At 70.6% G+C, this 26,985-nt stretch carries 27 protein-coding genes and 1 tRNA gene; 15 read left to right on the forward strand and 13 right to left on the reverse strand.

The window, feature by feature from the left end; translation table 11 throughout:
• Positions 1–1,677 carry an energy-dependent translational throttle protein EttA gene (gene ettA / locus F4559_RS26465; protein WP_184673148.1) on the reverse strand — a complete coding sequence of 559 codons (1,677 nt, stop codon included), beginning with the start codon at positions 1,675–1,677 and terminating at the stop codon, positions 1–3.
• 341 nt (positions 1,678–2,018) lie between these two features.
• Positions 2,019–2,513 carry a single-stranded DNA-binding protein gene (locus tag F4559_RS26470; RefSeq protein ID WP_312865833.1) on the reverse strand — a complete coding sequence of 165 codons (495 nt, stop codon included), beginning with the start codon at positions 2,511–2,513 and terminating at the stop codon, positions 2,019–2,021.
• A 125-nt stretch (positions 2,514–2,638) separates the two neighbouring features.
• Here F4559_RS26470 and F4559_RS26475 point away from each other — a divergent pair, with 125 nt between their 5' ends.
• Genes F4559_RS26475 through F4559_RS26485 form a run of 3 tightly spaced genes read left to right on the forward strand, consistent with a single transcriptional unit; the run spans position 2,639 to position 4,991 of the window.
• Complete coding sequence (locus tag F4559_RS26475) at positions 2,639–3,253, forward strand: TetR/AcrR family transcriptional regulator (RefSeq protein ID WP_184673152.1); 615 nt, start codon at positions 2,639–2,641, stop codon at positions 3,251–3,253.
• A complete protein-coding gene (locus F4559_RS26480; protein WP_184673154.1) occupies positions 3,250–4,179 on the forward strand; it encodes an efflux ABC transporter ATPase subunit, DrrA-related in 930 nt (309 codons plus the stop codon). The genes F4559_RS26475 and F4559_RS26480 overlap by 4 nt, the downstream gene beginning before the upstream one ends.
• Positions 4,180–4,193: 14 nt before the next feature.
• Complete coding sequence (locus F4559_RS26485) at positions 4,194–4,991, forward strand: ABC transporter permease (RefSeq protein ID WP_184673156.1); 798 nt, start codon at positions 4,194–4,196, stop codon at positions 4,989–4,991.
• Here the strand turns inward: F4559_RS26485 and F4559_RS26490 are convergent.
• The gene (locus F4559_RS26490; protein ID WP_312865834.1) at positions 4,988–6,943 is read right to left on the reverse strand and encodes a bifunctional copper resistance protein CopD/cytochrome c oxidase assembly protein; all 1,956 of its coding nucleotides are present in this window, start codon (positions 6,941–6,943) and stop codon (positions 4,988–4,990) included. The genes F4559_RS26485 and F4559_RS26490 overlap by 4 nt on opposite strands.
• 58 nt (positions 6,944–7,001) lie before the next feature.
• Between F4559_RS26490 and F4559_RS26495 the strand changes: the two genes are divergently transcribed.
• A complete protein-coding gene (locus tag F4559_RS26495) occupies positions 7,002–7,583 on the forward strand; it encodes a DUF3558 family protein (protein ID WP_184673158.1) in 582 nt (193 codons plus the stop codon).
• Here the strand turns inward: F4559_RS26495 and F4559_RS26500 are convergent.
• Positions 7,546–8,736, reverse strand: coding sequence for an MFS transporter (locus F4559_RS26500; RefSeq protein WP_184673160.1), 1,191 nt, complete (start codon positions 8,734–8,736; stop codon positions 7,546–7,548). The two genes, F4559_RS26495 and F4559_RS26500, sit on opposite strands and share 38 nt — an antisense overlap.
• Positions 8,737–8,797: 61 nt before the next feature.
• On the opposite strand from F4559_RS26500, the gene F4559_RS26505 reads away from it, so the two are divergent.
• From F4559_RS26505 to F4559_RS26515, 3 genes are all read left to right on the forward strand, one after another.
• Positions 8,798–9,853, forward strand: coding sequence for a LacI family DNA-binding transcriptional regulator (locus F4559_RS26505; RefSeq protein ID WP_312865835.1), 1,056 nt, complete (start codon positions 8,798–8,800; stop codon positions 9,851–9,853).
• A gap of 123 nt (positions 9,854–9,976) precedes the next feature.
• Positions 9,977–10,049: transfer RNA gene (locus F4559_RS26510), tRNA-Arg, on the forward strand.
• Positions 10,050–10,535: 486 nt separating this feature from the next.
• Complete coding sequence (locus F4559_RS26515) at positions 10,536–11,099, forward strand: NUDIX hydrolase (protein ID WP_312865836.1); 564 nt, start codon at positions 10,536–10,538, stop codon at positions 11,097–11,099.
• A 67-nt stretch (positions 11,100–11,166) separates the two neighbouring features.
• Here the strand turns inward: F4559_RS26515 and F4559_RS26520 are convergent, their stop codons facing one another.
• Both F4559_RS26520 and F4559_RS26525 read right to left on the reverse strand, forming a co-directional pair.
• The gene (locus F4559_RS26520; protein WP_184673161.1) at positions 11,167–11,823 is read right to left on the reverse strand and encodes a response regulator; all 657 of its coding nucleotides are present in this window, start codon (positions 11,821–11,823) and stop codon (positions 11,167–11,169) included.
• Positions 11,820–12,962, reverse strand: a complete 1,143-nt coding sequence (locus tag F4559_RS26525; RefSeq protein WP_184673163.1) for a sensor histidine kinase — start codon at positions 12,960–12,962, stop codon at positions 11,820–11,822. Before F4559_RS26525 ends, F4559_RS26520 begins: the two co-directional genes overlap by 4 nt.
• A 158-nt stretch (positions 12,963–13,120) precedes the next feature.
• Here F4559_RS26525 and F4559_RS26530 point away from each other — a divergent pair, with 158 nt between their 5' ends.
• Positions 13,121–13,585, forward strand: coding sequence for a DUF6326 family protein (locus F4559_RS26530; RefSeq protein ID WP_184673165.1), 465 nt, complete (start codon positions 13,121–13,123; stop codon positions 13,583–13,585).
• Positions 13,586–13,738: 153 nt separating this feature from the next.
• Here F4559_RS26530 and F4559_RS26535 read toward each other — a convergent pair whose 3' ends face one another.
• Positions 13,739–14,359, reverse strand: coding sequence for a MerR family transcriptional regulator (locus F4559_RS26535; RefSeq protein WP_184673167.1), 621 nt, complete (start codon positions 14,357–14,359; stop codon positions 13,739–13,741).
• A gap of 106 nt (positions 14,360–14,465) precedes the next feature.
• Here F4559_RS26535 and F4559_RS26540 point away from each other — a divergent pair, with 106 nt between their 5' ends.
• Entirely contained in the window at positions 14,466–15,461 is a 996-nt protein-coding gene (locus F4559_RS26540) for a hypothetical protein (RefSeq protein WP_221447383.1), read from the forward strand.
• A gap of 438 nt (positions 15,462–15,899) precedes the next feature.
• On the opposite strand, the gene F4559_RS26545 is transcribed toward F4559_RS26540, so the two are convergent.
• A complete protein-coding gene (locus F4559_RS26545) occupies positions 15,900–16,538 on the reverse strand; it encodes a biliverdin-producing heme oxygenase (RefSeq protein WP_184673169.1) in 639 nt (212 codons plus the stop codon).
• 156 nt (positions 16,539–16,694) lie between these two features.
• On the opposite strand from F4559_RS26545, the gene F4559_RS26550 reads away from it, so the two are divergent.
• The 6 genes from F4559_RS26550 (at position 16,695) to F4559_RS26575 (ending at position 20,790) form a co-directional block, all read left to right on the forward strand.
• Positions 16,695–17,084, forward strand: coding sequence for a tellurite resistance TerB family protein (locus tag F4559_RS26550; protein ID WP_184673171.1), 390 nt, complete (start codon positions 16,695–16,697; stop codon positions 17,082–17,084).
• Between the two features lie 15 nt (positions 17,085–17,099).
• Positions 17,100–17,813 carry a polyprenol monophosphomannose synthase gene (locus tag F4559_RS26555; RefSeq protein ID WP_184673173.1) on the forward strand — a complete coding sequence of 238 codons (714 nt, stop codon included), beginning with the start codon at positions 17,100–17,102 and terminating at the stop codon, positions 17,811–17,813.
• 322 nt (positions 17,814–18,135) lie between these two features.
• On the forward strand, positions 18,136–18,630 hold the full coding sequence (locus tag F4559_RS26560; protein ID WP_184673175.1) for a hypothetical protein: 495 nt from the start codon (positions 18,136–18,138) through the stop codon (positions 18,628–18,630).
• Positions 18,631–18,720: 90 nt separating this feature from the next.
• Positions 18,721–18,948 (forward strand): transcriptional regulator, encoded by a 228-nt coding sequence (locus F4559_RS26565; protein WP_184673177.1) that lies wholly within the window; start codon positions 18,721–18,723, stop codon positions 18,946–18,948.
• 10 nt (positions 18,949–18,958) lie between these two features.
• Positions 18,959–19,852: an aminoglycoside phosphotransferase family protein gene (locus F4559_RS26570; protein ID WP_184673179.1), complete on the forward strand. Its 894-nt coding sequence runs from the start codon at positions 18,959–18,961 to the stop codon at positions 19,850–19,852.
• A 122-nt stretch (positions 19,853–19,974) separates the two neighbouring features.
• Entirely contained in the window at positions 19,975–20,790 is an 816-nt protein-coding gene (locus tag F4559_RS26575) for a hypothetical protein (protein ID WP_184673181.1), read from the forward strand.
• Here F4559_RS26575 and F4559_RS26580 read toward each other — a convergent pair.
• The 5 genes from F4559_RS26580 to F4559_RS26600 form a co-directional block, all read right to left on the reverse strand.
• Positions 20,787–21,731, reverse strand: coding sequence for an SCO2521 family protein (locus tag F4559_RS26580; RefSeq protein ID WP_184673183.1), 945 nt, complete (start codon positions 21,729–21,731; stop codon positions 20,787–20,789). The genes F4559_RS26575 and F4559_RS26580 overlap by 4 nt on opposite strands.
• Before the next feature lie 8 nt (positions 21,732–21,739).
• A complete protein-coding gene (locus tag F4559_RS26585; RefSeq protein ID WP_312865837.1) occupies positions 21,740–22,747 on the reverse strand; it encodes an SCO2522 family protein in 1,008 nt (335 codons plus the stop codon).
• On the reverse strand, positions 22,744–23,652 hold the full coding sequence (locus tag F4559_RS26590) for an SCO2523 family variant P-loop protein (protein WP_184673185.1): 909 nt from the start codon (positions 23,650–23,652) through the stop codon (positions 22,744–22,746). Before F4559_RS26590 ends, F4559_RS26585 begins: the two co-directional genes overlap by 4 nt.
• Complete coding sequence (locus tag F4559_RS26595; RefSeq protein WP_184673186.1) at positions 23,652–25,523, reverse strand: SCO2524 family protein; 1,872 nt, start codon at positions 25,521–25,523, stop codon at positions 23,652–23,654. The genes F4559_RS26590 and F4559_RS26595 overlap by 1 nt, the downstream gene beginning before the upstream one ends.
• Before the next feature lie 203 nt (positions 25,524–25,726).
• Positions 25,727–26,962 carry a hypothetical protein gene (locus F4559_RS26600; protein ID WP_184673188.1) on the reverse strand — a complete coding sequence of 412 codons (1,236 nt, stop codon included), beginning with the start codon at positions 26,960–26,962 and terminating at the stop codon, positions 25,727–25,729.
• Positions 26,963–26,985 lie beyond the last annotated feature (23 nt).

The following is a 26,985-nucleotide window of genomic DNA, read 5'->3' on the forward strand; positions in this document are numbered from 1 at the left end:
TCAGTCCCGCGTCAACTTGCGATAGGTGACGCGGTGCGGCCGGGCCGCGTCGGCGCCCAGGCGCTCGACCTTGTTCTTCTCGTAGCCCTCGAAGTTGCCCTCGAACCAGTACCACTGGGACGGGTTCTCCTCGGTGCCCTCCCACGCCAGGATGTGGGTGGCCACGCGGTCGAGGAACCACCGGTCGTGGGAGATCACCACGGCGCAGCCGGGGAACTGCTCCAGGGCGTTCTCCAACGAGCCCAGCGTCTCCACGTCGAGGTCGTTGGTCGGCTCGTCCAGCAGGATCAGGTTGCCACCCTGCTTGAGGGTCAGCGCCAGGTTGAGCCGGTTGCGCTCGCCGCCGGAGAGCACGCCCGCCGGCTTCTGCTGGTCGGGGCCCTTGAAGCCGAACGCGCTCACGTACGCCCGCGACGGCATCTCGACGTTGCCGACGTGGATGTAGTCGAGGCCGCCGGAGACGACCTCCCACACGTTCTTCTTCGGGTCGATGCCCGCGCGGTTCTGGTCGACGTAGGACAGCTTGACCGTCTCGCCGATCTTCACCGTGCCGGCGTCGGGCTGCTCCAGCCCGACGATGGTCTTGAACAGCGTGGTCTTGCCGACGCCGTTGGGACCGATCACGCCGACGATGCCGTTGCGCGGCAGGCTGAACGACAGCCCGTCGATCAGCACGCGCTCGCCGAAGCCCTTCTTGAGGTTCTCCGACTCGACCACGACGCTGCCCAGACGCGGGCCCGGCGGGATCTGGATCTCCTCGAAGTCGAGCTTGCGGGTCTTCTCGGCTTCGGCCGCCATCTCCTCGTAGCGGTCGAGACGCGCCTTGGACTTCGCCTGACGGGCCTTGGCACCGGACCGGACCCAGTCCAGCTCGTCCTTGAGCCGCTTCTGGAGCTTCTGGTCCTTCTTGCCCTGGACCGCGAGCCGCTCGGCCTTCTTCTCCAGGTAGGTGGAGTAGTTGCCCTCGTACGGATGGGCGCGTCCCCGGTCGAGTTCGAGGATCCACTCGGCGAGGTTGTCCAGGAAGTACCGGTCGTGGGTCACGGCGAGCACGGCGCCGGCGTACTGGGCGAGGTGCTGTTCGAGCCACAGGACGCTCTCCGCGTCCAGGTGGTTGGTCGGCTCGTCGAGCAGCAGGAGGTCCGGCTTGCTCAGCAGCAGCTTGCACAGTGCGACCCGGCGGCGTTCGCCACCGGAGAGGTTCTTCACCTCGGCGTCCGGCGGCGGGCAGCGGAGGGCGTCCATCGCCTGCTCGAGCTGGGAGTCGAGGTCCCACGCGTTCGCGTGGTCCAGCTCCTCCTGGAGCTGCCCCATCTCCTCCATCAGCTCGTCGGAGTAGTCGACGGCCATCTTCTCGGCGATCTCGTTGAAGCGGTCCAGCTTCACCTTGATCTCGCCGAGCCCCTCCTGGACGTTGCCCAGGACGGTCTTCTCCTCGTTGAGCGGAGGCTCCTGCTGGAGGATGCCGACCGTGTGACCGGGCGACAGGTACGCCTCACCGTTGCCCGGCGTGTCCAGGCCGGCCATGATCTTCAGCACGCTCGACTTGCCGGCGCCGTTGGGACCGACAACGCCGATCTTCGCACCGGGGAGGAACATGATGGTGACGTCATCGAGGATGACCTTGTCCCCGTGCGCCTTGCGCACCTTCTTCATGGTGTAGATGAACTCGGCCATGCCCGCGATCGTAGAGCGGTGCCGATCGGGTCAGAACCTCGGTCGTCGGCTGGCGTCCCGCGAGCGCCGCGTCGTTGACGCGATCGAGTGACGCTCGCTTTCCCGGCCGCGTCGCCCGGTGTCCCGGTGCGGTGCCGTGACCAGGTTCGTCCCGGTCGACGCGCACGTTCGCGGCGCTGTGAACCCCTCACCCGTCCGTGGCTCCCGACGGCGCCGGACCACGACCTCCCTCCCTCATGCCTCGTGATGTGCTGCCGACGACTGCGCTGTCGACCCGCGCCGCATTCTGCGCGACGGACCGACTCGTGAACCCTTTTCCGGTACGGGATGCCCCGATCGGCTCAGAACGGAACTTCGGCGTCCGCCTCCGGTGGTGACGCCCGGTCGACGGCCGCCGCCGATGCCGGGTCCGAACGCGGGACGTCCGCCTCCGTCCGGGGCAGGTCGGCTCCGGAGCGGTGCCGCTGCGCACGCACCTCGGCCGTGCACCAGGTCAGGTCGGGCCCGACCGAGTGCGCGTCGATGTCGACGAACTGCCGCGCGATCCCGTCGAGGTCGCGGTCGGCGATCCTGAGCACGCCGGTCACCACCACGGGATCGCCCTTGTTGAGGGACATGTGGACGTTGTCGGCGAGTTTGCGCCAACAGGTGACGTTGAGGAAGAGCTGCCGACCGTCTTCCCACACCTCGGTCTCCCGGTTGTACCGACGCTCCCGCGAGTACATCCGGAAGGAGGCGCGACTGAGCCCGGTGTCGGCCGTCGTGTGAGTGACCACGCTGGACACCTTGCCGACCAGTGTGACCCTCGTTTCGTTGTACGCCATGGGACAGAGCATCGCCGTCCCGTGACCCGGGTTCCAGTGACCCCTTCGAAACTGTGGACAACTCGACCCCCTGTGGACAACGAATGAGTGAGCCCTCACTCATTGACTGAGTGAGGGCTCACTCATACGCTTTCCCCATGCCCGAGGAGACCGTCAAACGCCGCAGAGCACCCGCGATGAGCACCGAAGACCGTCGTCAGGCGATCATCGACGCCACCGTCCCGCTCCTGTTCGAGCACGGCGCCAAAGTCACCACCAGCCAGATCGCCCGGGCGTCCGGCATCGCGGAAGGCACGGTCTTCCGGGCGTTCAAGGACAAGCAGGAACTGATCAAGGCGTGCGTCCGGGCCGCCCTGGGCGTCGAGGACGAACTCGGCAGGCTGCGCCAGGCCCGACTCGTCCCGACCCTCCATGCCCGCCTGGCCCTGGGCATCGCCGCGGTCGCCGACTACCTCGACCGCATGTGGCGGCTCATGGGCGCCCTCGGCGAATCCGGCTACGACGCCGGCGCCGACCGCAGGCACGACGACGGCCCGCCGAAGGAGATGCTCCGGATCTCCGCCCACCTGGCCGCCCTGTTCGAACCGGACGCCGACGCGCTGCGCGTCGACCCGGAACTCGCCGCCCGGCTGCTGCTCGGGCTGGTGTTCACCAACCGCATGCGGGGCGCGGGCTTCGGCGACACCGCCGCCGACGGCGACGGCCTGGTCGACGTGTTCCTGCACGGTGTACTGAGGGGAGCAGAGCGATGACCGACCTGATGATCGAGGCGCACGGCGTCGTCAAGGCGTTCGGTGCGCACAAAGCACTCGACGGCGTGGATCTCGCGGTGCCCAGAGGCACCGTGACGGGCCTGCTCGGCCACAACGGCGCGGGCAAGACCACGCTCGTCAACGTCCTCACGACCATGCTCCCGCCCGACGGCGGTCGGGCGCGGGTCGCCGGGTTCGACGTCGTCACCCAGGGCCACGACGTGCGCGGACGCATCGGCCTGACCGGCCAGTTCGCCTCGGTCGACGAGTCGATGTCCGGCCGGGACAACCTCGTCCTGATCGCCCGGCTGCTCGGCGCCGGCGTCCGCGAAGCGCGCGGGCGGGCCGCGGAGCTGCTGGAGCTGTTCGACCTGAGCGACGCGGCCAAGCGGGCCGCCCGCACCTACTCGGGCGGTATGCGCCGCCGTCTTGACCTGGCCGCGAGCCTGGTCGGCAGCCCCGAGGTGATCTTCCTGGACGAGCCGACCACGGGCCTGGACCCGGCCGGCCGGCTCGGGCTCTGGGAGATCGTCGAGGGCCTGGTCAAGGAGGGGTCCACGGTCCTGCTCACGACCCAGTACCTGGAGGAGGCCGACCGCCTGGCCGACTCGATCACCGTGCTCTCGCAGGGCCGCGTGGTCGCGTCCGGCACCAGCGCGGAACTGAAGGACCGGGTCGGCCGCCGCACGGTCACGGTCACGCTCGCCGACCACGCCGACGTGCCGGCCGCGTGCGGCGCCCTGGAACACGCGGGCCTCGAACCCGTCGCCGCCGACAACACGCTCACCGCGCCGGTCACGTCGTCCCGCGCGCTCGCCGTCGTCGTCCGCGCGCTCGACGAGGTCGGCCTGGAGGCGTCCGAACTCGCGTTGGGCGAACCGACCCTCGACGACGTCTACCTCACCCTTTCCCGGCACGCGGCCTGAACAGGAGCCACCCCATGACCACCTTCGCCGTGCGCCGCGACGGGGCCTCCCCCGTGACCCAGGTGCTCGTCCTCACCCAACGCTCGCTGCGCGCCCTCGTCGGCGACCCGCGCATGGTCGTCTTCAGCATCCTCCAGCCGCTGGTGATGCTGGTGCTGTTCAGCCAGATCTTCGCGAACATGGCCAACTCCCCCGGCTTCCCCGCCGGGGTGTCCTACATCGACTTCCTGATGCCCGCGATCCTGGTCAACACGGCCATGCAGGCGGCGTTGCAGCAGGGCGTCGGCCTGGTCACGGACATGAAGAACGGCGTGCTGGCCCGGTTCCGCTCGCTGCCGGTGCGGCCCGGGGCCGTGCTGGTCGCCCGCAGCCTGTCCGACCTGGTCCGCACCGCCGCGCAACTGGCGTTGATGGTCGTGCTCGCGCTGGCCGTGTTCGGGTTCCGGCCGGCGGGCGGCGTCGTGGGCGTGCTCGCCGCGTTCGGCCTCGCGCTGGCAGTGGGCTGGGGCCTGGGCTGGGTGTTCCTGGCCGTCGCCGCGTGGCTGCGCAACGCCGAGCTGATGCAGACGGTCGGGTTCCTGGCCATGTTCCCGTTGATGTTCGCGTCCAGCGCGTACGTGCCGATCAACACCCTGCCGGGGTGGCTCCAGGCGGTGGCGAACGTCAACCCGCTCACCCACGCGGTCGACGCGGCCCGCACGCTCGCGCTCGGCCAACCGGTCACCGGCGCGGTCGCGGCGCTGACCGGTGCCGCCGCGCTGGCGCTCGGCGGGTGGTTGCTCGCGGTGCGCGGCTTCCGGCGTCCGCTCTAATCCTGCTTGCCGGACATCTTGCGCAGCATCGCGTTGTACGCGGCAAGATCAGCGTCCCCGTCCGCATCGGCCCGTCGGTCCGCCCGGCGGGCCTCGCGGTCGTCGGAGCGGGCCCACTGGACCAGCAGCGCCACCATCACCACGATCAGCGGCACCTCGCCGGCCGCCCACGCGATGCCACCACCGAGCCGTTGGTCCTCCAGCAGTGGACCGACCCACGGCAACGACAGCCCGCGGTAGAAGTCGTCGCCGATGACCGTCTGCGAACTCATCAGCGTGATGCCGAAGAACGCGTGGAACGGAATCGACGCGAACAGCAACCCGAGACGGCCCAACGGAGGCAGCCGGTTGGGCGCCGGGTCCACGCCGATCACCGGCCAGTAGAAGACGTAGCCGGCCAGGAGGAAGTGCGCGTTCATGGCCAGGTGCGCCCAGTGGTGCTTCAACGCCACGTCGAACAGGCCCGAGAAGTACAGGCCGTAGAACGAGCCCACGAACAGCGCGAGCGCCACGAACGGGTTCGTCAGCAGCTTCGCCACCGGCGAGTGCACCAACGCGAGCAACCACTCGCGCGGACCCGGCGGGTTGTCCTTGCCCGCCGTCGGCAACGCCCGCAAGGCCAACGTCACCGGCCCGCCCAGCACCAGCAGCACGGGGACGAGCATGGACAGCAGCATGTGCGTTTCCATGTGCACGCTGAACATCGCGGGCGCGTACCGGCCCAGGCCCGACGACGTCGCGAACAGCAGCGTCAGGCAGCCCGCCACCCACGCCACGGTCCGTCCGACCGGCCACGCGTCGCCGCGCTTGCGCAACCGGCGCACGCCCAGCAGGTACAGGACGGCCAGCAGGAGCGCGGCCGTGCCGAAGACCAGGTCGAACCGCCAGTCGAAGAGCAGCCGTTCCAGCGTGGGCGCGCCGTTCAGGTCGTAGCCGATGCGCAGTTCGACGGTGCTCGGGAACGTGCGGCCCTCGGGCGGCGGCGCCGTCCGGCTCAGCCCGGCGGCGAGGCCGATCGTGAGGAACATGAGCAGCACCTCGACGCCGGCGAGCCGCAGCAACGCCCGTTTGGTGCCGTGCTCGACGACCGCGCGCACGCCCTTCTCACGCTGGAAGTACCCGAAGACGAACAACACCAGCAACGCGACCGTCTTGCCCACGACGAGCCAGCCGTAGTTGCTGCTGAAGAGCTTGTCGATCGGAAGGCGCACGTAGGCGTTGATCACGCCCGACAGGCCCATGACGATCCAGCACACCAGCGCGAGCCGCGAGAACCGCGTGGCGGCCAGGTCCAGCCGCACGCCACCGCGTCGCCCGTGCGCCAACAGCGCGATCAGGCCGCCGACCCACAGGGCCGCCGCGACCAGGTGGAACAGCAGGCTGTTCGTGGCGACGTCGTGCGAGCCGCCGCCCGACGAGTGCCCGGTCACCGCGACCGGGAACAGGGCGAACACCGACACGAGGAACAAGACCGCGGTCCAGCCCCACGAGAGCGTCAGCCGACAGCCCAGCGCGAGCAGCGCCACGACCACCGCGGTGATCATCCACGCCCGGGTCTGCTCGGCCAGACCCGCGAACTGGAAGATCAACTGGAGGTCGAGCAGTTCGGTGACCGGCTGGTTCAACGCCTCGGCCACGGTGAACGGCACGGCGAGCACGGCACCCAGCGTCCACACCAGCGCCGACCACGCCGCCGTACGCAACGCCGCGTAGCCGTCGGCCGCCAGCCGTCCGGACGGTTTGGGCGGGGTGAGGAACGCGGCCAGGAGCAGGGACCCGATCGTCACGACGGCGGCCGACTCGGTCAGCACGCGGACGACGATCAGCCCGGACTTGTCGCCCTCGGTGCCGGCCGCGATCGCCGCGGCCAGGGCAGCCGCGATCGTCGCGCCCACGGCCAGCAGGGGGACCAGACCGGTGCGCAGGGTGCGGGCTTGCGCTTCGGTGGACACACCTTGACTTTAGGCGGGACGGCAACGCCGACGATCGCACCCACTACCGTTGCGCCTCGTGAACCGCATTCGCATGTGGCTCGCGGTCGCCCTGGCCGCTTCGGCGCTCACCGGCTGCGCGTACAGCATCAACGGGACCCCGGTGCCGATGGCCGGTGGCGAGGCCGCCACGTCGGCGTCCACCACCTCGTCCTCGTCGGGCGGCGCGCCCAAGATCGCCAAGCAGCGCACGGTGGCCGGCGTCGACCCGTGCAAGCTGCTCACCGCCGACGACCTCAAGCCGATCGGGAAGCTGACCAAGGACCCCGCGCGCAAGGACGACGTGATCCAGGAGTCGTGCCAGTACGTCGTCGACGACGGCTCGGCGGGCGGGCGCAGCGTCGTGACCGCGCTCTACCAGCAGTACGAGCAGGTCAGGGCACGTCAGGGCAAGGGGCACGAAGAGGTCGTCGACGGGCACTCGGCATGGGTGTACTGCGATGCGGGCAGCGGCGACATGGCGTGCACGGCGACCATCGCGGTGAACAAGAACCGCAGCGTCCTCGTGGCGATGACCACCAAGACCGGGGTCGCCGATCAGGTGCTGGCGACCATGCAGCCGCTCATGAAGGCCGTACTGAGCCGGATGCCTCTGGCGTGAGTTCGCGGCGGCGCGCACGTGCCGCCAGCAGGGACGTGGGGATCATCAGGGCGATCACGACCGCCACGAAGGCGAGCGACACGCTCAGCGAACTCTGGTGGGCGATCGTGCCGACGAGCGGCGGCCCGGCCAGGAAGCCGGTGTAGGCCACGGTCGTGACCAGGCCGAGTTCGCGTTCGCCGCCGGTGCCGTCGGCCCGGCGGCCCGCCTCGCCGGCCAGTTCCATGACGACCGGGAAGCCGAACGCCAGGCCCAGGCCCGCGAGCGTGAACCCGACGAAACCGACCAGGGGCACGGGCACCGCGACCGCGAGCGTGACGCCCGCGGCGGCGAGGACCCCGCCGCCGGCGAGCAGGCGGTACGGGCCGACGCGGCGTTGCACGGGCTCGCCGACCAGGCGCGCGATGGCCATCGCGATCGAGAAACACGCGTAGACCGCGGCGGCCGTGCCCTCGGACACGGCGCGTTCGCGGACGAAGAAGAGGGCGGACCAGTCGGCGGACGCGCCTTCCGCGATCGCCGAGCACAACGCGATGCCCGCGAGCAGCCAGAGCACCGGGCGCTTGACGACGGAGCGTTGGTCGCCGTGCTCCTCGGTCCTGGGCGGCCGGCCGCCGGGCAGCGTGCGGGCCATGAGGACGACGGTGATCAGGCAGACGACCGTGGCGATCAGGAAGTGGCGTTCCGGCGACAGGCCGTTGGACGCGGCCACGGCGGCACCCACCGAGCCGAACAGGCCGCCGACGCTGAACCCGGCGTGGAACTGGGGCATGAGCGGGCGGTCGAGGCGGCGGATCACGGAGACCGCGGACAGGTTCATCGACACGTCCAGCGCGGCGATCGCGGAGCCGAGGCCGACCAGGGCGACGCCGAGCTGGACCGGGTCGGACACCAGGCCGAGCACGGGCAGCAGCAGGGCGCCGAGCGTGCCGCTGATCAGGACGACCAGCCGTGCGCCGATCATGGCGCACGCGCGGGCCGCGAACGGCGCGGTGGCCGCGAGGCCGATGCTGGCGCCGAGCAGGGACAGGCCGAGCGTGCCCTCGTCCGCGCCGACCTGGGCGGCGAGGGCGGGCACGCGGGACGCCCACGTGCCGAACACGGCGCCGTTGAGCAGGAAGGCGGCGAAGACGGCGGCACGGGGCGACAGCATGGGGCGAGTGTGACTAAAGCGCTTCAGAACGTCCAACCCGAATGGTCGTTACGCTGCTCACGTGGACCGTCCCCGGAAGCCGACGCTGGACACTGTCGCCAGTGCCGTCGGCGTGTCCCGGGCCACGGTCTCCAACGCCTACAACCGGCCCGACCAGCTTTCCGCCGCGTTGCGCGAACGCATCCTCGCCGCGGCGCAGGCCCTCGGCTACGCCGGGCCGGACCCGGTCGCGCGCAGCCTGGCGACCCGGCACAGCGCGGCCGTGGGGTTCATGCTCGGGCACCGGCTGTCGGCGTCCTTCTCCGACCAGGCGCTGTCCGTGGTGCTCGACGGACTGGCCTCCACCGTGGACGGGCACGACCACTGCCTCGTGCTGATGCCGGGCCACGACCGGGGCGGACCGCGGCCGTCGACGGTGTCGCGGGCGCAGGCGGATGTCGTGGTGGCGTACTCGTTGCCGGACGATGCACCGGCGTTGGCCGCCGTGCGGGCGCGCGGACTGCCGCTCGTGGTGATCGACCAGCCCGTGCTGCCGGACACGGCGCGCGTGGAGGTGGACGACTACGCGGGCGCGCGGATGGCCGCGGAGCACGTCGTGGCGCGGGGACATCGGCGGGTGGCGGTGTTGACGTTCGCGTTGCGGCCGGATGGGCGGAACGGCCTGGTGAGCCCGGTCCGCCGCGGCTCGGCCTCCTTCCGAGTGACCCGCGACAGGGTGAACGGGTATCTGGACGTGCTCGGCGACGTGCCCGTGTGGGAGTGCGCCGACAGCACGCGCGAACTGGCGCGGACCGGGGCGCGCGAACTGCTGTCCCCGTCGCCCACCCGGCCGACGGCCGTGGTCTGCACGTCCGACGAGCTGGCGTTCGGTGCGATCCAGGCGGCGCGGGACCTGGGACTGCGCGTGCCGGAGGACGTGTCGGTGGTGGGCTTCGACGACATTCCCGCCGCCCAGCACGCCGACCCACCACTGACTACGATCCGTCAACCCCTGGCCGAAAAAGGGCGCCGAGCGGGTGAACTAGCCTTGCGTCTGCTCGACGGAGGCAGACCCGGCGAGCCGAGCAGAGTGGCACTGGGCCTCGTGGAGCGCGAGTCGACCACCGCCGTGAAGTGATACACGTCACTTTCGGCCCGTCATGAAGACTTCTCGCCTCCGAACCGGAAACGACGAACGCCTTCCGGACGATGTGTCCGATGGGGCGGCTACCCCGCTACAGCGCGTGGTCACCGTCCGCATGCCTCCGTAGCTCAGTGGAGAGAGCGAGGGACTTCTAATCCCGAGGTCGCAGGTTCGAATCCTGCCGGGGGCGCTCTGCCTACGAGCCCCTGACCTGCATGTACAGGTCAGGGGCTTTGTGCTGTTCCGAGCCTCCAGCGTTGCCCCCGACCGCCATGCGGATCATGTAGACATCCCGGGTCATGCCGATCCGGTCATGTCCGAGGTAGTCCGTGATCTCCCTGGCCGACAGGCCCGCCTCGTCCAGCGCGGTCGCGACGACGTGAGGCAGGCGTGCGGGTGGAGCCCCTCCCCACTCTGTTCCCGCGAGGTTTCGCAGGTTCCTCCGCGTGCTGTCGGGGTCCCGCGACTACCGACGGGAACGCCCACTCCGGGGTCGCCAACCCTGTACGCCGGGCCGCCCTTCGATCCGAAGATCGCCGGGCCGTCGGCCCCTCGGCCCGGTCTCCGGTCAGGTGGTCGAGCTGCGGTGTTGTCGCTGAACACGCCCACCCGTCGGATGTCTATTCCGCATCCAAGTGCGTCACCCGGACCGACACCCGGCCGTACGATCATCCGCGTGGTGGATGGGCTGGACGGTCTTCGTTGGCAGGTTCACGAAAAGCGCAGGGTCTACGAAAGCGACTGGGTCAATGTCGACCTGGTGAAGGTCGAGCCGCCCAAGACAGAGCCTTTCGAACACCATGTCATCAAGCTCCATCACGTGGCGGTCGCGCTGCTGATCAACGAGAACGAAGAAGTCCTCACCCTGTGGCGGTACCGATTCGCGGTCGACCAGTGGGGCTACGAGTTGATCGGTGGGTTGGTCGAGGAAGGCGAGGACCCCGCCGAGACCGCAGCACGTGAAGCTGTGGAGGAAACCGGGTGGCGTCCGGTCGGCGAGCCTGAACATCTGGGGACCTTCCAGCCGTTGCCGGGCATCGTGGACGCACCGGTGAACGCCTACATCTGGCGGCACGCGGACAAGGTCGGCGAGCCCACCGACGGTGAGGAGGCCGCGCGGATCGAGTGGATTCCGGTCGATCGGATTCTCGAACTGGTCATGCGCGGCGAGGTGCTGGGTTCGGGAGCGATCGTGCCGGTGTTGTTCTACCTGGCGTCACGGGGTGCGGGGAGCCGGTAGTTCCAGGTTCGTGAGGCGTTGTTCGCGGCGTCCTGGGCATCCGACCGATGGACCGGCAGGTCCCGGTTCAGTGCCGCACCCGGCCGGTGTCGTGGGCCCACATCGCGATCTCGACCCTGTTCCTGGCGCCGATTTTGGTCAGCAGGCTGGCGACGTGGGTCTTGGCGGTCGTCAAGCCGATGAACAGCTCGTCGGCGATCTCGGCGTTCGTTCGACCACGGGCGACCAGTGCCAGCACCTGCTCCTCGCGTTCGGTGAGCGGCTCGACCGGTTGGGGTTGTCGGCTCGGCGGTTGCGCGGCGGCGAGGGTGGCCAGCAGTCGCCGGGTGATGTTCGGAGCGATCAGGGCATCGCCGACGGCGGCGGCGTGGACCGCCTGGACGAGCAGCTCGGGCCCGGCGTCCTTGAGCAGAAAGCCCCGGGCACCGGCCCGGAGCGCGCCGTGGACGTACTCGTCGAGGTCGAATGTCGTGATCACCACCACCGCGATCGGGTCCGGGACGCCTCGGCCCGCGAGGAGCCGGGTCACCTCGATGCCGTCGAGCCCGGGCATCCGGATGTCGACCAGGCACACGTCGGGACGGAGCCGATGCGCCAGCTCTACGGCGGCGTGGCCGTCGGCGGCCTGGCCGACGACCTCGATGTCGGGCCGCGCGTCGAGGATCATCGACAGGCCGGTGCGCACCAGGTCCTGATCATCGGCCACCAGCACGCGCACCCTCATCGGCCCACCTTGGTCGGCAGTTCGGCCTCGACCGTCCACCCGCCCTCGGGCACCGGCCCGGCACGCAGTGTGCCGCCGAGAAGCTGCACGCGCTCGGTCATCCCCAGCAGCCCGAAGCCGTGGTCCACCGACCTTCCCGGGTCGATCTGTCCGTCGTCGGTCACGCGTAGTCGCAGTCTTCCCGCGCGCTCGACGACCCGGATCTCCACGCGCGAGGCGTTGCGGGCGTGCCGCAGGGCGTTGGTCAGCGCTTCTTGCGCCAGCCGGTAGACCGCCGTGTCGACCTGGAGCGGAAGGTCGCCCAGGTCGTCCGGCAACTCCACGTCGACGACCGGCGTCGGGTCGCGACGGGCGAGGGCCCCCAGGTCGGCGACGCCGGGTCGGCTCGCGTACTCCGCCGGCGCACCGTCTCGCAGCACCCGGACCATCGCCCGCATCTCCGCGAGCGTCCGCGCCGCTTCCCCTTCGATGACCGCCAACGTCTCGAGCGCCGCTTCGGGTCGCCGGCCGGCGATCGCCCGGCCCGCTTGCGCCTGCACGACGATCGCCGAGACGTGGTGGGCGACGATGTCGTGCAACTCGCGCGCGAGGCCGACCCGCTCCTGGCCGCGGATCTGGTCCACCGCCCGGCGCCGGCTCTCGGCGCGGTAGCGGAACGCCGCTCCGCCCGTCGCCGCCGCCGCCAGTACGGCCAACCCGCCGAAGAGCTCGGTCGGCCCGGTGTAGTCGGTCACGATGCCGAACACCGCGGCGACCGCCACGATCGCCAGCCCGATCGTGATCTCACGCCCCGAGCCCCAACGGACCAGCGCGTAGACGAACACCAGGAGGTAGACCATCGTGTCCAGGCCCACGCTCTGGACCCCGCTCAGCAGGCTCGCCAGTCCCAAGGCCGTCGCGGTGCCGAAGGCCACCACGACACAGGTCAACGGGTGGGTACGCCGCCACAGCAGCACCGGGGCGAGTCCGGCCGCCACGATCGTCGCGAACGGCCGCCAGGCGACGTCGTCCCGCAGGACTCCCTCGAACAGCGCGGTCACCATCAACACCCCGACCAAGACCCAGTCGCGCGACACCCGTTCGGGAGCGTCCGTGGCGCGGGGCTCGGCCCACAACGAACTCAGGGCGTTGGTGATCACGCGCCCAGCCTAGGGACCGCCAAGGCGTTGGGGACCGATCGAAAGAACGAGACGCCTCTCCTCCCGACGGCCGGGCGGTCCGGCCTCGACGCCGATGTGCACGCCGCCGGGCCCGGTGATCGTGGACCCACCGATCCGCACCACGAACGGAGTCCACGATGAGAACGACCCTGGAGGACCAGCGCGTGCCGGTGAGAGCCAAGCTCGCCGCGGCGTGGACGAGCTTCATGTTCCTGTACGCCTACGTGGACATCATCGCCTTCTTCAAGCCCGGTGTCGTCGACGACATCCTGGTCGGCGTCGTCTGGGAGTTCGACGTCAGCCAGGGGTTGTTGATCGTCTTCCTCTCGCTCATGGCGATCCCGATCGCCATGGTCGTGCTGTCGATGACGCTGCCCGCCCGGGCGAACCGCATCACGAACCTCGTCGTGGCCTCGGTACAGGTCCCCTACGCGGCATTCAACCTGGTGGGCGAATCCTGGACGTACTTCTACGGCCTCGGCTTCGCACTGGAAGTGATCGTTCTCGCCCTCATCCTGCGGTACGCCTGGACCTGGCCCCGCACCGCGCCGTCGGCGACCGTGGCAACCAGTCCGGACCGTGACACCGTTCGCGCCCGGTAGTGAACGTGAATTCAGGGCGCCGGTAGTTCGGGGCGCCGGCGGGACGATCGCAAGACATCGGTGGACGGCGCACAGACCGACTCGAGACTGCCCGACGACGTCCCGACGCGGCAACGCGACGAGGTCGTCGACCTGGTCGTGGACGAGGAGCGGTCAGGCGCCGAACGCGGTGGCGGAGGCGTGCTGGTGCGCCAGCAGGCGCAGGGAGTTGAGCACGACGCCGCCGAGCGCGGTGCCGACGACGGCGGCCTCCACGACGTCCTGGTCCTCCCGACCCACCACCGCGCCGACTTCGGCCTCGGCGACGCGTTGTCCGGCGTCGGCCAGGGTGTCCAGGATCGTGGCGTAGTCGTGGTGCCCCAGCCGGTCGAGGGTGGCCAGGGCGTCGACCAGCACGGTGGCCGGCGGCGAGTCGAGGTCGACGTGCCAGCCGCGCCCGGCGACCAGGGTCCGCACGCGGTCGCGGGCCTTGTCCGCGACCGTCTCGGCGGACTGCTCGACGGGCGTCACGAGGTGGTTCTGCATGGTGGCGAGCACGGTGAACAGCGCTTCGCGGGAGTCGAGCGACCGGAGCACCTCGCGCGCGGCGGCGATGCTCAGGCCGCCGACCTCGATCAGCGCGCGGACCAGTGTCAGCCGTCGGACGTGGGTTTCGTCGTAGCTGGTCTGGTTGACGCTCAGGCGTTCGCCGGGGTGGGCCAGCCCCTCCCGGAGGTAGTACTTGATCGTGGGCATGGGCATGCCGGTACGCCGGCTCAGTTCCGCGATCCGCATCGGACTCCTCTCGGCCGGACGGGAAAACCGGGCTTGATCGTGGGACCTCCATCAGTGATAGTACAACTATCGATAGTTGAACTAACACTCGCGGAGGAACCGTCCCATGGCCGTGCTCGACGCACCACCCGCCGCGACTACCGGTGTGCGCGCCGCGGTGGTCCGGTGGCACCGACCCCTGATCGTCTACACCGCGTCGATGGTGCTCGTGGCCGTCGCCTCGGCGGTCGGCATCCTGGTCGACGACCGCCAACTGCTCGGCGAATCCGTCTGGTTCAAGCCGTTCAAGTTCGGCGTCTCGCTGGCCGTCTACGGCCCGACGCTGGCCTGGTTGATCTCTCTGGCGACCCGGGGCGGACGGGTGCTCTGGTGGATGGGCACGGTCACCGCCGCCATGGGCGTCGGCGAGACGGTGCTGCTGCTGGTGCAGGTCGTGCGCGGCGTACCCAGCCACTTCAACGCCGCCACGCCGTTCGACACCGCGGTGTTCGCCGTGATGGGCCTCATGATCACGGTGTTCTGGAGCGCCAACCTGGTCGTGGCCGTCGTCGTGCTGCGGCAGCGCTTCGCCGACCGCCCGGTCCGCTGGGCCCTGCGACTCGGCCTGCTCATCGCCCTGGCGGGCATGGCGGCGGCCTTCTTCATGACGACCCCCACCCCCGACCAGATGGAGGCGTTGCGCGCCGGGGAGTCGGTGCGCATGATCGGCGCGCATTCCGTCGGCACCTCGGACGGATCGCCCGGAATGCCCCTCACCCACTGGAGCACCGTGGGCGGGGACCTGCGCGTCCCGCACTTCTTCGGCATCCACGCGCTCCAGGTGGTGCCGGCGGTGGCGCTGGCGCCGGCCTGGTTCGCCCGACGCACGGGTCGGCTCGCCACTGGACGCACGAGTCGGCTCGCCTCCGAAACAACACGCACCCGGCTCACCGTGGTCGCCGCACTGTCGTACGCGGGCGTGTTCGTCCTGGTGCTCTGGCAGGCGCTGCGCGGACAACCGCTCGTCCACCCGGACACGACGACGCTGGTCGCAGCCGGGGCACTGGCCGCCGTCACCGGCATCGGCATCGGCATCGCACTGCGGACCACCGCGCACGACTGAGGTGCCGGAAACGGGACTTGCCGGAGCGCGGATGCCTGTGCCCCGGCAAGTCCCCCGATGCCCCTTGCCACTCCCCTCACCCGGAACTCCCCCTGGCACACCTGCGTCGCGTCAACAGGCCCGACCCGCCGCGTGCGGTGGACAACGGTTCCGACATCGTCGTGACCGGATCCGCCAAGGCGGCGCCCCCGCATCAACACCCGGAACACCAGGAGGTCCGACGCCCAGCGCGGCCTGCCGGGCAGGTCGGCGGCGCGCGACACCGCGGACGCCACCGCGACGGGATCGGACACGTCGCGTACACCGGGCAACGACGGCCACGGCGGCCATGTGGCGCGCAGGTGGAGTTCGATCAGGGTGCGCATCGGCGCGCCGAGTTCGGCGAGACGTGCGCCGTCTGCCCGCCTCGCGCGCAGAAACCCTTGTCCGGAAAGAAAGTCAGCAGTAGACGGAGGACAGGTCCTCGAACACCGCGCGGTTGAGCCGGAAGGCCACGTTGGCCTCCTCGACCAGCTCGTCCCGCTCGCCCTCGCGCCACGGCGCGGCGTCGAGCAGGGCGCGGTAGTGGTCGCGGAACGGCTTGGGCTTGGCGACCTGGTCGAAGACGTAGAAGCGGACGCCGTCGTCCTCGAAGCCGTAGATGTCGCGCATCCTGCGGTGGATGACCTGACCGCCGGAGAGGTCGCCCAGGTAGCGGGTGTAGTGGTGGGCGACGAACGCGCCCCGACTGGTGAAGCACACCTCGTGGAGCCGGTCCATGTAGGCCCGCGTCGCGGGCAACGGCTCGACCCGCCAGTCCGCGCCGAGCAGGTACGCGAGGTCCCGCGCCAGGGCGTCACGGCGCAGCAGGCCGTCGATCACGAACGCGCCGACGACCGGGTCGTCCCGCCACGTCTCACCGGCGTTCTCCAGCACGTCGTAAAAGAGGTAGGTCTGGCCGAGCAGCCCGGCGTACGCCTCGCGCCCCAGCCGTCCGCCCAACAGCGCCTCGACGAACACGGACCGTTCGGCCCGCTCGTGCTCGTCCCGCGTGCCTGACCGCAGCCGCGCCGCGAAGCCCTCGTCCACCGCAGTCATCGCCCACCATTCTTAAGGGTTGCCTAACCTAAACCTAAGTCAGACTTACGGGCGAAACCAGCGCGATTTTCCGGACGGATCCGGCACGGTGTGTGACAAAGAATGATCTTCTTGCCCCGTCACGGGCATCATCGGCCGCCTCTTAGGCTGACACGCATGATTTTCTACACGGATGCCGAGAGCCGGACCCTGCGCACGGCGGTCTTCGGCGTGATGCTGCTGGTCTCCCACGCCGACCCCGGTCCCGTGATCGAGGAACGCCACGCCGGGCTGCGGGCGCTGACCAACCTCTCCGCGGAGCTGCGCGGCGTCCTGCACGCGTCGCGCGTGGACCTCTCCGGCGTCGCCGAGGCCGACCTGGAGACCCTGGTCCTGGATGCGCTCCGTGACGCGGTGAAGATCCTCGCCGCGAAGGCGCCCACCGAGGCGGCGACCTTCCCCGCCGCCGTCGAGGCGATCTGCCACGAGGTCGCCGCGGCCGACGGCGTGGTGGCCGAGGTCGAGACCGCCGTCATCGCGAAGGTCAGAGCCGCCCTGGCCGGGTGACGGTACCGTTCGGGCATGCCCAAGGTCGTGGTCGTCGTACCCACGTACAACGAGCGTGAGAACCTGCCCGTGCTCGTCGGGCAGCTCCTCGCGCTCGACGTGCACGTGCTGGTCGTGGACGACAACTCACCCGACGGCACCGGCGAGGTGGCGGACAAACTGGTCGCCGACGCGCCGGGCCGCGTCGGCGTCCTGCACCGGACCGCGAAGGACGGGTTGGGGCGGGCTTACGTGGCAGGGATGACCCGGGCGTTGGACGAGGGCGCGGACGTGGTGATCCAGATGGACGCGGATCTGTCGCACCCCGTTTCCGTCATTCCGCTGATGGTGTCCACGGTGCTCGAATCGGACGTGGTGCTGGGGTCCCGATATGTCACCGGCGGGTCCACGGCGGCCGAATGGCCCTGGCATCGGAAGGCTTTGTCCGCCTGGGCGAATTTCTACGTCAACGCGGTGCTGCGGTTGGGGGTTCGGGACGCGACCGCGGGGTTCAAGGCCTGGCGGGCTTCCGCGTTGCGGGCCATCGATCTCGGGTCGGTGCGGAGCAACGGGTACTCGTTCCAGGTGGAGATGAACCACCGGGCGGTCCGGGCGGGGCTGCGGATCGCGGAGGTGCCGATCCGGTTCGAGGAGCGGACGGAGGGGGCGTCGAAGATGAGCCTGGGGGTGCAGGTGGAGTCGGCGCTCACGCCGTGGAAGTTGTTGCTTGGACGCGGCAAGTCGAAGTGACTTTTGGTGATGTTCGGGCAGCCGGGAGTCTGCGGCGGAGAGCTTTGAAGCGGCGCTCGCCGCTGGGCAGGCCGCCAAGGGGAAGGCAAGTGCTCGTGTTCTCCCCGCATGGCCTGCCAGAGGCAACCACACGCGGAGAACACGGGCTCTCGGTGTGGGCCGGCGCCCCCGGCTTGGGCGGTGGGCGGGACCCGACTTGAGCGGTGCGGGGCCTCTGGCCGGGTGGCTGTGAGCGCGCCTGGGTGCGTGGTCCTGCTTGGGCGGCCGTGGTTCCACCGTGGAGGTAGCCTCCGAACGTTGCTCACGTTCAGGAGGCTTTGCGGTGGCGGTTGGTGGCAAGGGTGTCGATGCGGAGCGGCTTGATCGTGAAGCGCGGGAGTTGTTCCGGCAGTTGACGCCGGCGCCGGTGACCGGGCACGACAAGGACGGGCGGCCGTTGAGCATTCCGCCGGGTGAACGTCTCGCGGAGATCGGGCGGCGGGCGCGGTTCATCGCGGTGAGTGACGCGTTGGCGCGTGCGGTGGTGGTGATTCTGGGGCGGGAAGGCGTGCCCGCTGCTGTCGGGCATGTGCAGGTCGACCCCGCGGCTTCCGGGGACGAGCAGGTTTTGGGACTGTTGCTCGATGTCGGCGGGGTTGCCTCGGTGGTTCCGTTGCGGCCCGGTGATCCGTTGTTGCGGGGGTATGCGGCGGTCGACGGGGTGATCGATCTGGTCGGGCGCGAGCTTGCCTTTTCCGTCGATCTCGTGGCCGAGGACGACGGGTGGGTGGGTGCCGAGGCGGTGGCGGCGGGGTTGTTGCGTGCACGCACAGGTTGATGCGGTAACGCAACTGATTCGCTAAGGTGCGGTGTGCCGCGCGGGTCCGGAGCGGGCCTGCCCGACGATCACCGAGGGGTGGATCTGTCGATGTCGTACACGCTGGTTCTCCGCACTGCCGAGTTCGACCGGGCGGTTGTCGCGGCCGGGTACTCGTCGGTCGACGACTTCGCCGGCCGGGTCGGACTGCCGGTCGAGGAGGTCGGTGTCGTCCGGGGTGGTGGTGAACCCTCCACGGAGTTCATCGCGGAGGCCCTGGTCGCGTTGGCTCCGGTGACGTTCGCGAATCTGTTCGAGATCGTGGATCGACCTTTGTAGTGTCGGGGCGATGGGCCGATTGCACGATGACGAGTTCGCTGTCGACGCCGCACTTGTGCGAAGCCTTGTGCGGCACCGTTTTCCCGGGTTCGCCGACGTCGAGCCGGTGCCCGTGTCGTCCTCGGGTACCGACAACTTCCTGTTCCGGCTCGGGGACGGACTGGTGGTCCGGGTGCCTCGGACGCCGGCCGCGGCCCGGCTGATCGACCTGGAGAACCGGTGGTTGCCGGTGCTCGCGGCGCGGCTTCCCGTCCCCTTGCCCGTTCCGGTGGGGGTCGGGGAGCCGTCCGACGACTTTCCCTGGCCCTGGGCGGTGTCGCGGTGGATCGACGGGGTCAATCCGGTCGACGACCTCGACGATCCGGCGGGACTCGGGCGGGATCTCGCCCGGTTCGTGGCGGCGTTGCGGCGGGTTCCGGTCGACGGTGGGCCGCGCGGGATGCGGTCCGGGGCGTTGAGCGGTCGTGACGGTGACGTGCGGGCGGCGATCGCGCGGCTTCGCGGCGATGACGGGGTCGACGTGTCCGCCGTGTCCGCCGTGTCCGCTTTGTGGGACAAGGCGATGTCGTTGCCCGTGTGGGACGGGCCGGACATGTGGGCACACGGGGACCTTTCGCCCGGCAACGTGCTGGTGCGGGACGGGCGGTTGGCGGCCGTGCTCGACTTCGGGCTCATGGGGATCGGGGACCCGACCGTCGACCTCGTCGTGGCGTGGAACCTGCTTCCCGCGCCGGGGCGTGCCGCCTTCCGGGACGTGCTGGGTGTCGGCGACGACGACTGGGCGCGTGGGCGGGCGTGGGCGTTGTCCATCGCGTTGATCCAGTTGCCCTATTACCGGGACACCAATCCGGTTCTCGTCGCGAACTCGCGGCACGTGATCCGCCAGGTCCTCGCGGAGGGATGAATTCGACCCCTGTATATATTCCATGCCGCTCGTCCGGTGAACGTGACCCGAACGGCCCCGTTGTGGGCCGGTCGGGGCGCGGAGGATGGACTCATGTCCACCGCCGCCGGAATACGGCGCCCATGACGGCACTCGTCGACGGCGCCGATTACGCGAGATTGCTGACCATCGTCGAACAACGGGCCGGCCGGTACGCCGAGGACCTCGAGAGCGTCCTCGCGCGGGCCGGGTTGCGCGGCGAGGAATCGCGACTGCTCGACGAATTCGAGCAGTGCGTGTCCGGTGTGCTCGACCACTACCCGGCGCGGCGCCGGCGGGCGTCGCACGAACTGCTCTTCCGGCCGTTCTACGAAACCCGCCAGGAATCCGTCGACAGCGAACGCCGCCGCACGCTGCTCGTCGCGCTGATGGCCGCCGAGGTCGAGGCCCAGGGGCCGCTGCGGCTGACCATGGCACAGAACAAGGACCTGGCCGAGATCCTCGAACGGCTGGGTGTCGACTGCGCGGCCGAAGGGCTGTGGCTGCACGCCGCCGAGGCGTTCGAACGCGCCGCCGAGACCCACCTGCTCACCAACGACCACGCCGCCCGCGACCGGTGCCTCTTCCTCCAGACGCGGGCACGACACCGGATCGAGCAGCGGCCCGCACGCCGCGCCTTCCTCGCGTTCTCGGCCGTCACCTGCGGCTACGGCTACCGGCCCTACCGGCTGCTGTGGTGGGTGCTCGTCCAACTCGTCGCGTTCTGGCTCACGCTCTGGCTGGTCACCGACGCCCTCACGCCGTACAACCTCTACCTCGCGGCCGTGAACTACCTCAACCCGGCGGGCACCGAACAGGCGTCCGGTGCGGTCAAGGCCGTGCTCGTGGTGGAGAGCTACTCGGGTGCCTTGTCGCTCAACGTGTTCTTCGCCCTGCTCGTCCGCCGCTGGTTCCGCTAGACCAGCCGGGACTCCTGCCACGCGGACAACGTCGTGATCGACACCTGGTCCCGCATCCACGCCACGTTCTGGTGCCACGCCGTGCTGAAACCCGGCTCGCGCTCCAGGTCGTCCCACAGCGGCCGGAGCACCGGGTCGACGTGCTTGCCGGGCAACCACAACCGCACCAGCAGGCTCAACGCCGCCCCGAGCACGCGCATCGGGTCGGCACCCACATCCACGTCCCGTTCGGCTTCCTCGACCACCGCACCCAACGTCGTGTACAGCCAGTCGTGCAACGCCAGGTCCTCGCAGAACACCACCGCGGCGGACGCGGCCTCCGGCGGCACGACCAGGTCCACGGTGCGCTGCACGTCGTCGTCGATGTGCAGGTGCACCGACGGCCGCACGTCCGGTTCGACGACGGCGTTCCACCGCAGCCGCGTCGGCCGGGCGCGCAGTCGGGTCCGGTGGTCGAGCTGCGGCCGGCCCTGCACCGCGGCCAGCAGCCGCTGGCACACCGAGCCGAGGTCCAACGTCTCCGGCACGCGCACCGCCCGCTTGCTGCCGCGCACCACCTGCTCGGGCACCGAGTTGCCGAGCACGTCGAGCACGCCGCGCCGGCGCGCGTAGTGCGACCACGCCCGGCGTTCGCGGTACTCGACCCACTCGCAGCTCGTGCGCGCGGACGCCTGGAGCACCATGCCGCCGACCACCACGGCGTGCGAGGCGACCGTGCCGATGCCCCGTGCCCGCGCCTGCGGTTCGGTGGCCAACGCGCAGTCCACGCCCACCACCGAGTCCGGGGACACGGTCCGGTTGATCGGCCGGTCGGTCGCCACGACCTGGCGTCCCGGCCGCAACGACAGCAGGTCGACCACGGACTTGCGGGGCAACGGCAGCGAGGTGTGCAGCAGGCTTGTGCGCACCTCGCCGAGGATCACCACCCCAGGACTCACCACCCCGGGACTCACCATCTCGGCCCGGCCACGGGCGCGTCGATGAACACGTGCGACAACCGGGCGCCGAGCTGCGCGGGCACGAACACGCCCTCGCGTTGCGCCCGGTCCACGGTCTGCGCGATCACCGCCTCGTCCACGTCGAGGTGGTTGAGGATCACGTTGGTCGCGTGCTCGATGCCCAGGTAGCTCTGCGGCAGGATCGACGTCGTCCGGTACGCGGCGAACGGTGCCGGGTGCTCGGTCAACTGGATCACCGCGGGCAGGTCGGCCCACCGCTTGGGCCACGGGCCCGACCAGCGGCGCGGCTGCGCGACCGGCTCACCCTCGTGCCGCAACGCGCCCAGTCGCATCAACTGCCACACCGCCGCCAGGAACGGGCACGACCACAGCCGCCGCTGACCGGGCGTGCCGTCGACGACCTCGGTGCGGTCCCGCCACAGCTCGACGTCGAGGAAGATCGAGTGGTTGCGCTTGCCGAACTCCACGGCGGGACGCCACTCCTCGCGCGGCATCATCGCCTGGCGGCCGGTGTGGTCGGCCGGCGAGCGCTCGCCGTTGCACAGCCACCCCGAGTCCTGCACCGGCGGGCGCGACCCGTTCGAGCCGACGGGCGGCTCGGGCAGCAGCATCGCGGCGGTCAGCTCGGCCAGCGGCACCCGGTCGGCCTCGGAGCAGCCCGCCTCCCGGGCCAGGTAGTCGATGCGCACGCCGTACTCCTCGGCGATCGACAGCACCCGGTCGACCACCTCCTCGGGCGCGGTGTCGGACCGGAAGTAGTCGTCGACCAGGAAGCACGTGCTCAGCCGCGGCCGGACGCCGTCGAGGTCGGCGGCCAGCGCCGACCGCGTCGCCTCCAGCCACGGCGCCACCTTGCGGAACTGGGTGCGGACGCGGTCGTCGCCCCCGGCCAGGTCCTCCATGTAGAAGTGCCCCACCTCGACCGAGAGGTGGGCCAGGGCCAGGTGCCGCGGCTCCGGCCGCGAACTCGCCTCGCTGTACACGGGGGTCGACGTCACATCCCCTCCCACACCGCGTCGTCGGTCAGCCGGGTCGCCAGGTCGCGGAACGCCTCGACGGTCCCCGGGTTCGCGATCCGGGCCGAGACGTCGGACTCGGCGATGAGCTGCTCACGCCATTGCAGCACCGGTTCGACCGGCGTGGTGCCCAGGATCCGGCTGCGGCCGAGTTTGTTGTCCACGGCGAGCTTGCGCAGCTCCTCGTCGCACGCGTGCAGCCACGTGGCCTGGGCGGCGGTCTGGCCGGGGTTGTACTCCTTGAGGTTGGGCACGGCCACGCGCACGAACCGGGTCGCGTCCAGCAGCGCCTCCGGGTCGTGGCCGGCGCTGCGGCCGACCGACAGCAGGCCGCGGTCGCCGTAGACCAGGCCGTTGGCGGCCACGATGTGCTGCCGCGTCCAGCGGTGGAACACCAGCCAGCGGGCGGTGATCGCGCGCAACGCCGGGTGCGCGGTCGCAATCAGCGCCATGGTCAGCGCGTGCGAGCGGCCCGCGCTCAGGTCGACGACGCACACGTCGAACTCGCTGTCCAACCGCGTGAACAGCTCGACGCAGCGCTGTTCGATCTCGTCGGAGGTGGCGAACTCGGCGCCGCCCCGGTCGCCGGGGAACAGCACCAGGCGGCCGGACCGGGCGTTGGCGCCGCGCAGGTCCGCGCGCGAGGTGTGGTGCCACACGTCGATGCCGCGCGGTTCGGAGATGCCGTCGGTGAAGTACGAGTGCAGGCCGTCGTGCTCGACGCCGCGTTCGGCGCGCGGGATCTCGAACACCGCGCCGGAGGTCGGCGAGCCGAAGTCGAAGTCCAGGTAGGCCACGTGCGAGCGTTGCGCGAGGTGGAACGCGATGTTGCAACTGGTCACCGAACGACCGGTGCCGCCCTTGTCGGACGAGGCGAAGACGAGCACTAGACACCCCTCGACGCGTCGTTCTGGGCCACGTCCATCTCGTCCAGGCTCAGCAGCGCGGCCAGCGCCAGCGCGTTGGCCGTGCCGGGCCGTTCGGTGACGACCTCGCGGGCCCGGCTGAGCCGGCGCTCGATCATGGTCAGCTCGGCGCTGCGCGCGGACGTGTCGTCCGAGTCGGAGTTGAGCAGCAGCCGGTTGAGCAGGTGTTCGGCCTCGTGCAGGGCGTCCTCGGCGCGGGCGCGCATGGACGCGCTGCGCAGCGGGCGTTCCTCGAACGTGCGGGCGCCGGTGATCAACGCCTCGACCACGCGCTCGGTCATGTACCAGGACGGGCGCCGCTCGACCGCCTCGGCACCGTCCCCGAACAGCACCGCGGCCGGGTTGTCCCACAGTCCGGGGGCGTCGCCGTCGCGGATGCGCCGCCGTTCCAGGTGGTCCATGGTCGTCTCGGCCAGGCGCATCAGCCGGTCGCGGGCGTTGCGGTTGACCGACAGCGCGGCGGCCTGGAGGCACCGCTTGAGCAGCAGCGGCGCGAAGTCGCGGGCGTACCAGTAGAGCTGCGGGCCGATGTCGGCCGAGCCGCCCAACGTCATCCGCACGCCGGGCACGTGCATCGCCACCGACGGGTCGTCCTGGGTGACGCGGCGGGTGATGCGACCGCGTTGGGCCAGCGCTTCGAAGACGGCGACCGCGCGGTTGAGGTCGTCGTCGGTGGCCTGGCGGGCCTCGAGGTCCTGCACCAGCACGGCGGAGACCAGCAGCGAGTAGTAGTCCGACTCCTCGCCGTCGGACGTGCGCCACGGGATGTCCTCCAGCGGCCAGGTCTTGCCGAACCGCGCGATCGTGGACCAGTAGCGCTGGGTCAGGTCCCAGCGGATCTGCAACGCCTCGGTGAGCCGGCGCTGCTCGTCGTCGAGCAGGTTCAGCTCGCGGGTGCGTGCCGACCTGAGGTCGTTGATGCCGTCGAGCGCGACCACGGTGGAGTACAGGTAGGGCCGCGAGTGGGCGACGCCCTGGACGGAGCCGATCGTGGGCTGTCGGTCGAAGGCGCTGCGTTCGAGGTCGAGTTCGACCGGGGTGGCGTCGCGGACGATGCTCCAGCCCCAGCCGATCTCGAACAGCCGGCTCTCCTCCTCCAGGGTGCGGTCCGTGCTCACACCCACGCGTACGTCGTCGAGCAGTCGGGTGCGCACGCGCTGCAGGCGTTCGCGCAGCCGGTTGACCACGACCGGGTCCGGGTCGTCGCCCTGGTTGACCATGGCGAGCATCGCGCTGCGCACAGGCGCGTCGCGGTCGTCGAGACCGACGGTGTTGACCACGAACGACCGCAGCAGACCGATCTGGGCCGCGGTCAGCCGGCGGCTCAGCGCGGCCTGGATGGTCTCGATCCGGCTCACCAGCGCGGGCCGGCGTGCGGCGTGCGGCTTGTAGACGTTCAGGAAGCCCAGTGCGGCAAGGCAGAGCGTGAGCGACAACGAGTACGAGTCGACCAGGCCGAGCGCGAGTTGTCGCTCGGTCGGCGGTTCGTCGCCGTCGGTGCCCAGATACCCACCGCCGCCGAAGTACGGCTCGCCGTCGCGGGTGTGCCGTTCCAGGTACTCCTCGACCAGTTCGACGACGCGGAACGGGACGACCCGCGGCTCGCCGAGGCGTTCGAGGGCCTTGGCCGCGTCCTCGGCGATCACGTCGGGTTGTTCCAGCGCGAGCGCCGACACCTCGGTGGCCGGGTAGAGCAGGCAGATGAGCTGCTCGGCGTCGCTGAGCGAATTCGAGTCCTCCCGGCCGCCCCACTGCCAGGCACCGTCGCGATAGGAGGACTTGACGACCGACCGCCAGATGTCCAGGATCTGCCGCCTCGGCTGAATTCTCATGGCCGCCATCCCGAAGGTCGCAACCCGCGCGAATGCGTCACGCGGCGTGGCGAACCGTAGCACGGCGGACGGCTTTCCGGGCCGCCATTCCAGCCGGTACGGCATGGTTTGTCCACGCGGGTCGCACCCCATGTCGAGCATTCCGCACAATTGCCGACAAGGGACTCCCGAATGGAATTCCCAGTGAAAAGGAATAGGGCCGTTCAACAGCGACAACTCCACGGTTCCGACACGCCCGAACGACCTATGGTCACCAGTGCGGCGTGGGTGAGGAACGCCTCGCGCTTGCGCCGCTCGTCGACGACCCCGCACCGGCAGGCGACCGCGGCCGACGGCGGTTCGTCGTAGGCCATGCCCATGTAGCCGGGCGGGATGCCGAGGCCCTTCGCGATGTGGGCGAGCGTGTCGTACGCGTCGACCCGGCGGCCGTCGAGGACCTGCTCGACCTCGCCGCCGGTCTGGCCGGTCAACGCGGCGATGCGGGTGACCGGCACGCCGTGGTGGCGCAGCAGCCGGTACACCGTGCCGATGTCGCGGGACGCGAGCGCGTCGCGCATGTCGTCGTGCTCCCACACGTCCGGGAGGTCCACTTCGGACTCCGGCCGCACCGCCCGCTCCGGCACCGCCGGGCCGGGCGCGGTGCTCGCGACCCACTGCGTCCACGCCCACTCCGGTTCGCCGTGGCACGGCGTGCCGTCGGTGGACAACGCCATGGCACGCACGGTTTCGCGGTAGCCGTGCGCCACGGCCGTCGCACCGGGGATCGCGCACACCGAGCCCGTCAGGATGGCCGCGATCGACTCGCCCGGCGGACCGCCGCGCCAGTACAGCTCGAGTGCGTTCCCGGCGGGAACGCAGTGCAACCACAAGGCGCCGCGCCACAACGGCAACCGGCGCAGCACACCGCTCATCAACGCGACCGGCCCGCCGGGCGCCGTGGTCACCTCGCGCTCGTCGAGGTCCTCGCTCAACGCGAGGTCGACCCGCACCCCGGCGGCGACGGCCTGCCGCCACCGTTCCCGCGTCACGCCGAGCAACCGCACCTGCCCGTGCGCGGAACGCAGGTCGAGGTGATCACGGCCGGGAAAGGCCCGCAGCCCGGCCACCCCGCGCACCCGCCCGCCCACGATCGTCGGCAGGGCTTCGGCGAGCAGCCCGTCGAGCCCCGCGTCGTGGACATGCAGACCCGTCGCCCGCGGATCCGGCTGGACCCGGTGCACCAGGGCGGTGGGGCGCAACGGGTGGCCGCGTCGACGCAGACCCGCCATCGCCCGGTTCACCGCGAGCAGCAACGCGGCCTCCAGCCGATCCTGCCCCGCCGCCGCGGCGGCGGGCACGAGCGGACCGACGTCGGCGATACCACCACTGCCCCGTTGTCTGCGCACCATGTTCGGGGTCTCGCCGGTGCACCGACAGCGTTTCTCCAAGATGCTGGACACCAATCCGGCCCTCCGGTCGACGT

This window comes from Saccharothrix violaceirubra, from assembly GCF_014203755.1.
GTDB lineage: Bacteria > Actinomycetota > Actinomycetes > Mycobacteriales > Pseudonocardiaceae > Actinosynnema > Actinosynnema violaceirubrum.

What these genes read in the sequence shown, in the direction of transcription:
- ettA (WP_184673148.1), bottom strand. Translation starts at nt 1,677, where the DNA reads ATGGCCGAGTTCATCTACACCATGAAGAAGGTGCGCAAGGCGCACGGG.
- F4559_RS26470 (WP_312865833.1), bottom strand. Translation starts at nt 2,513, where the DNA reads ATGCTCTGTCCCATGGCGTACAACGAAACGAGGGTCACACTGGTCGGC.
- F4559_RS26475 (WP_184673152.1), top strand. Translation starts at nt 2,639, where the DNA reads ATGCCCGAGGAGACCGTCAAACGCCGCAGAGCACCCGCGATGAGCACC.
- F4559_RS26480 (WP_184673154.1), top strand. Translation starts at nt 3,250, where the DNA reads ATGACCGACCTGATGATCGAGGCGCACGGCGTCGTCAAGGCGTTCGGT.
- F4559_RS26485 (WP_184673156.1), top strand. Translation starts at nt 4,194, where the DNA reads ATGACCACCTTCGCCGTGCGCCGCGACGGGGCCTCCCCCGTGACCCAG.
- F4559_RS26500 (WP_184673160.1), bottom strand. Translation starts at nt 8,736, where the DNA reads ATGCTGTCGCCCCGTGCCGCCGTCTTCGCCGCCTTCCTGCTCAACGGC.
- F4559_RS26520 (WP_184673161.1), bottom strand. Translation starts at nt 11,823, where the DNA reads ATGAGGGTGCGCGTGCTGGTGGCCGATGATCAGGACCTGGTGCGCACC.
- F4559_RS26530 (WP_184673165.1), top strand. Translation starts at nt 13,121, where the DNA reads ATGAGAACGACCCTGGAGGACCAGCGCGTGCCGGTGAGAGCCAAGCTC.
- F4559_RS26535 (WP_184673167.1), bottom strand. Translation starts at nt 14,359, where the DNA reads ATGCGGATCGCGGAACTGAGCCGGCGTACCGGCATGCCCATGCCCACG.
- F4559_RS26540 (WP_221447383.1), top strand. Translation starts at nt 14,466, where the DNA reads ATGGCCGTGCTCGACGCACCACCCGCCGCGACTACCGGTGTGCGCGCC.
- F4559_RS26545 (WP_184673169.1), bottom strand. Translation starts at nt 16,538, where the DNA reads ATGACTGCGGTGGACGAGGGCTTCGCGGCGCGGCTGCGGTCAGGCACG.
- F4559_RS26550 (WP_184673171.1), top strand. Translation starts at nt 16,695, where the DNA reads ATGATTTTCTACACGGATGCCGAGAGCCGGACCCTGCGCACGGCGGTC.
- F4559_RS26555 (WP_184673173.1), top strand. Translation starts at nt 17,100, where the DNA reads ATGCCCAAGGTCGTGGTCGTCGTACCCACGTACAACGAGCGTGAGAAC.
- F4559_RS26565 (WP_184673177.1), top strand. Translation starts at nt 18,721, where the DNA reads ATGTCGTACACGCTGGTTCTCCGCACTGCCGAGTTCGACCGGGCGGTT.
- F4559_RS26570 (WP_184673179.1), top strand. Translation starts at nt 18,959, where the DNA reads ATGGGCCGATTGCACGATGACGAGTTCGCTGTCGACGCCGCACTTGTG.
- F4559_RS26575 (WP_184673181.1), top strand. Translation starts at nt 19,975, where the DNA reads ATGACGGCACTCGTCGACGGCGCCGATTACGCGAGATTGCTGACCATC.
- F4559_RS26595 (WP_184673186.1), bottom strand. Translation starts at nt 25,523, where the DNA reads ATGAGAATTCAGCCGAGGCGGCAGATCCTGGACATCTGGCGGTCGGTC.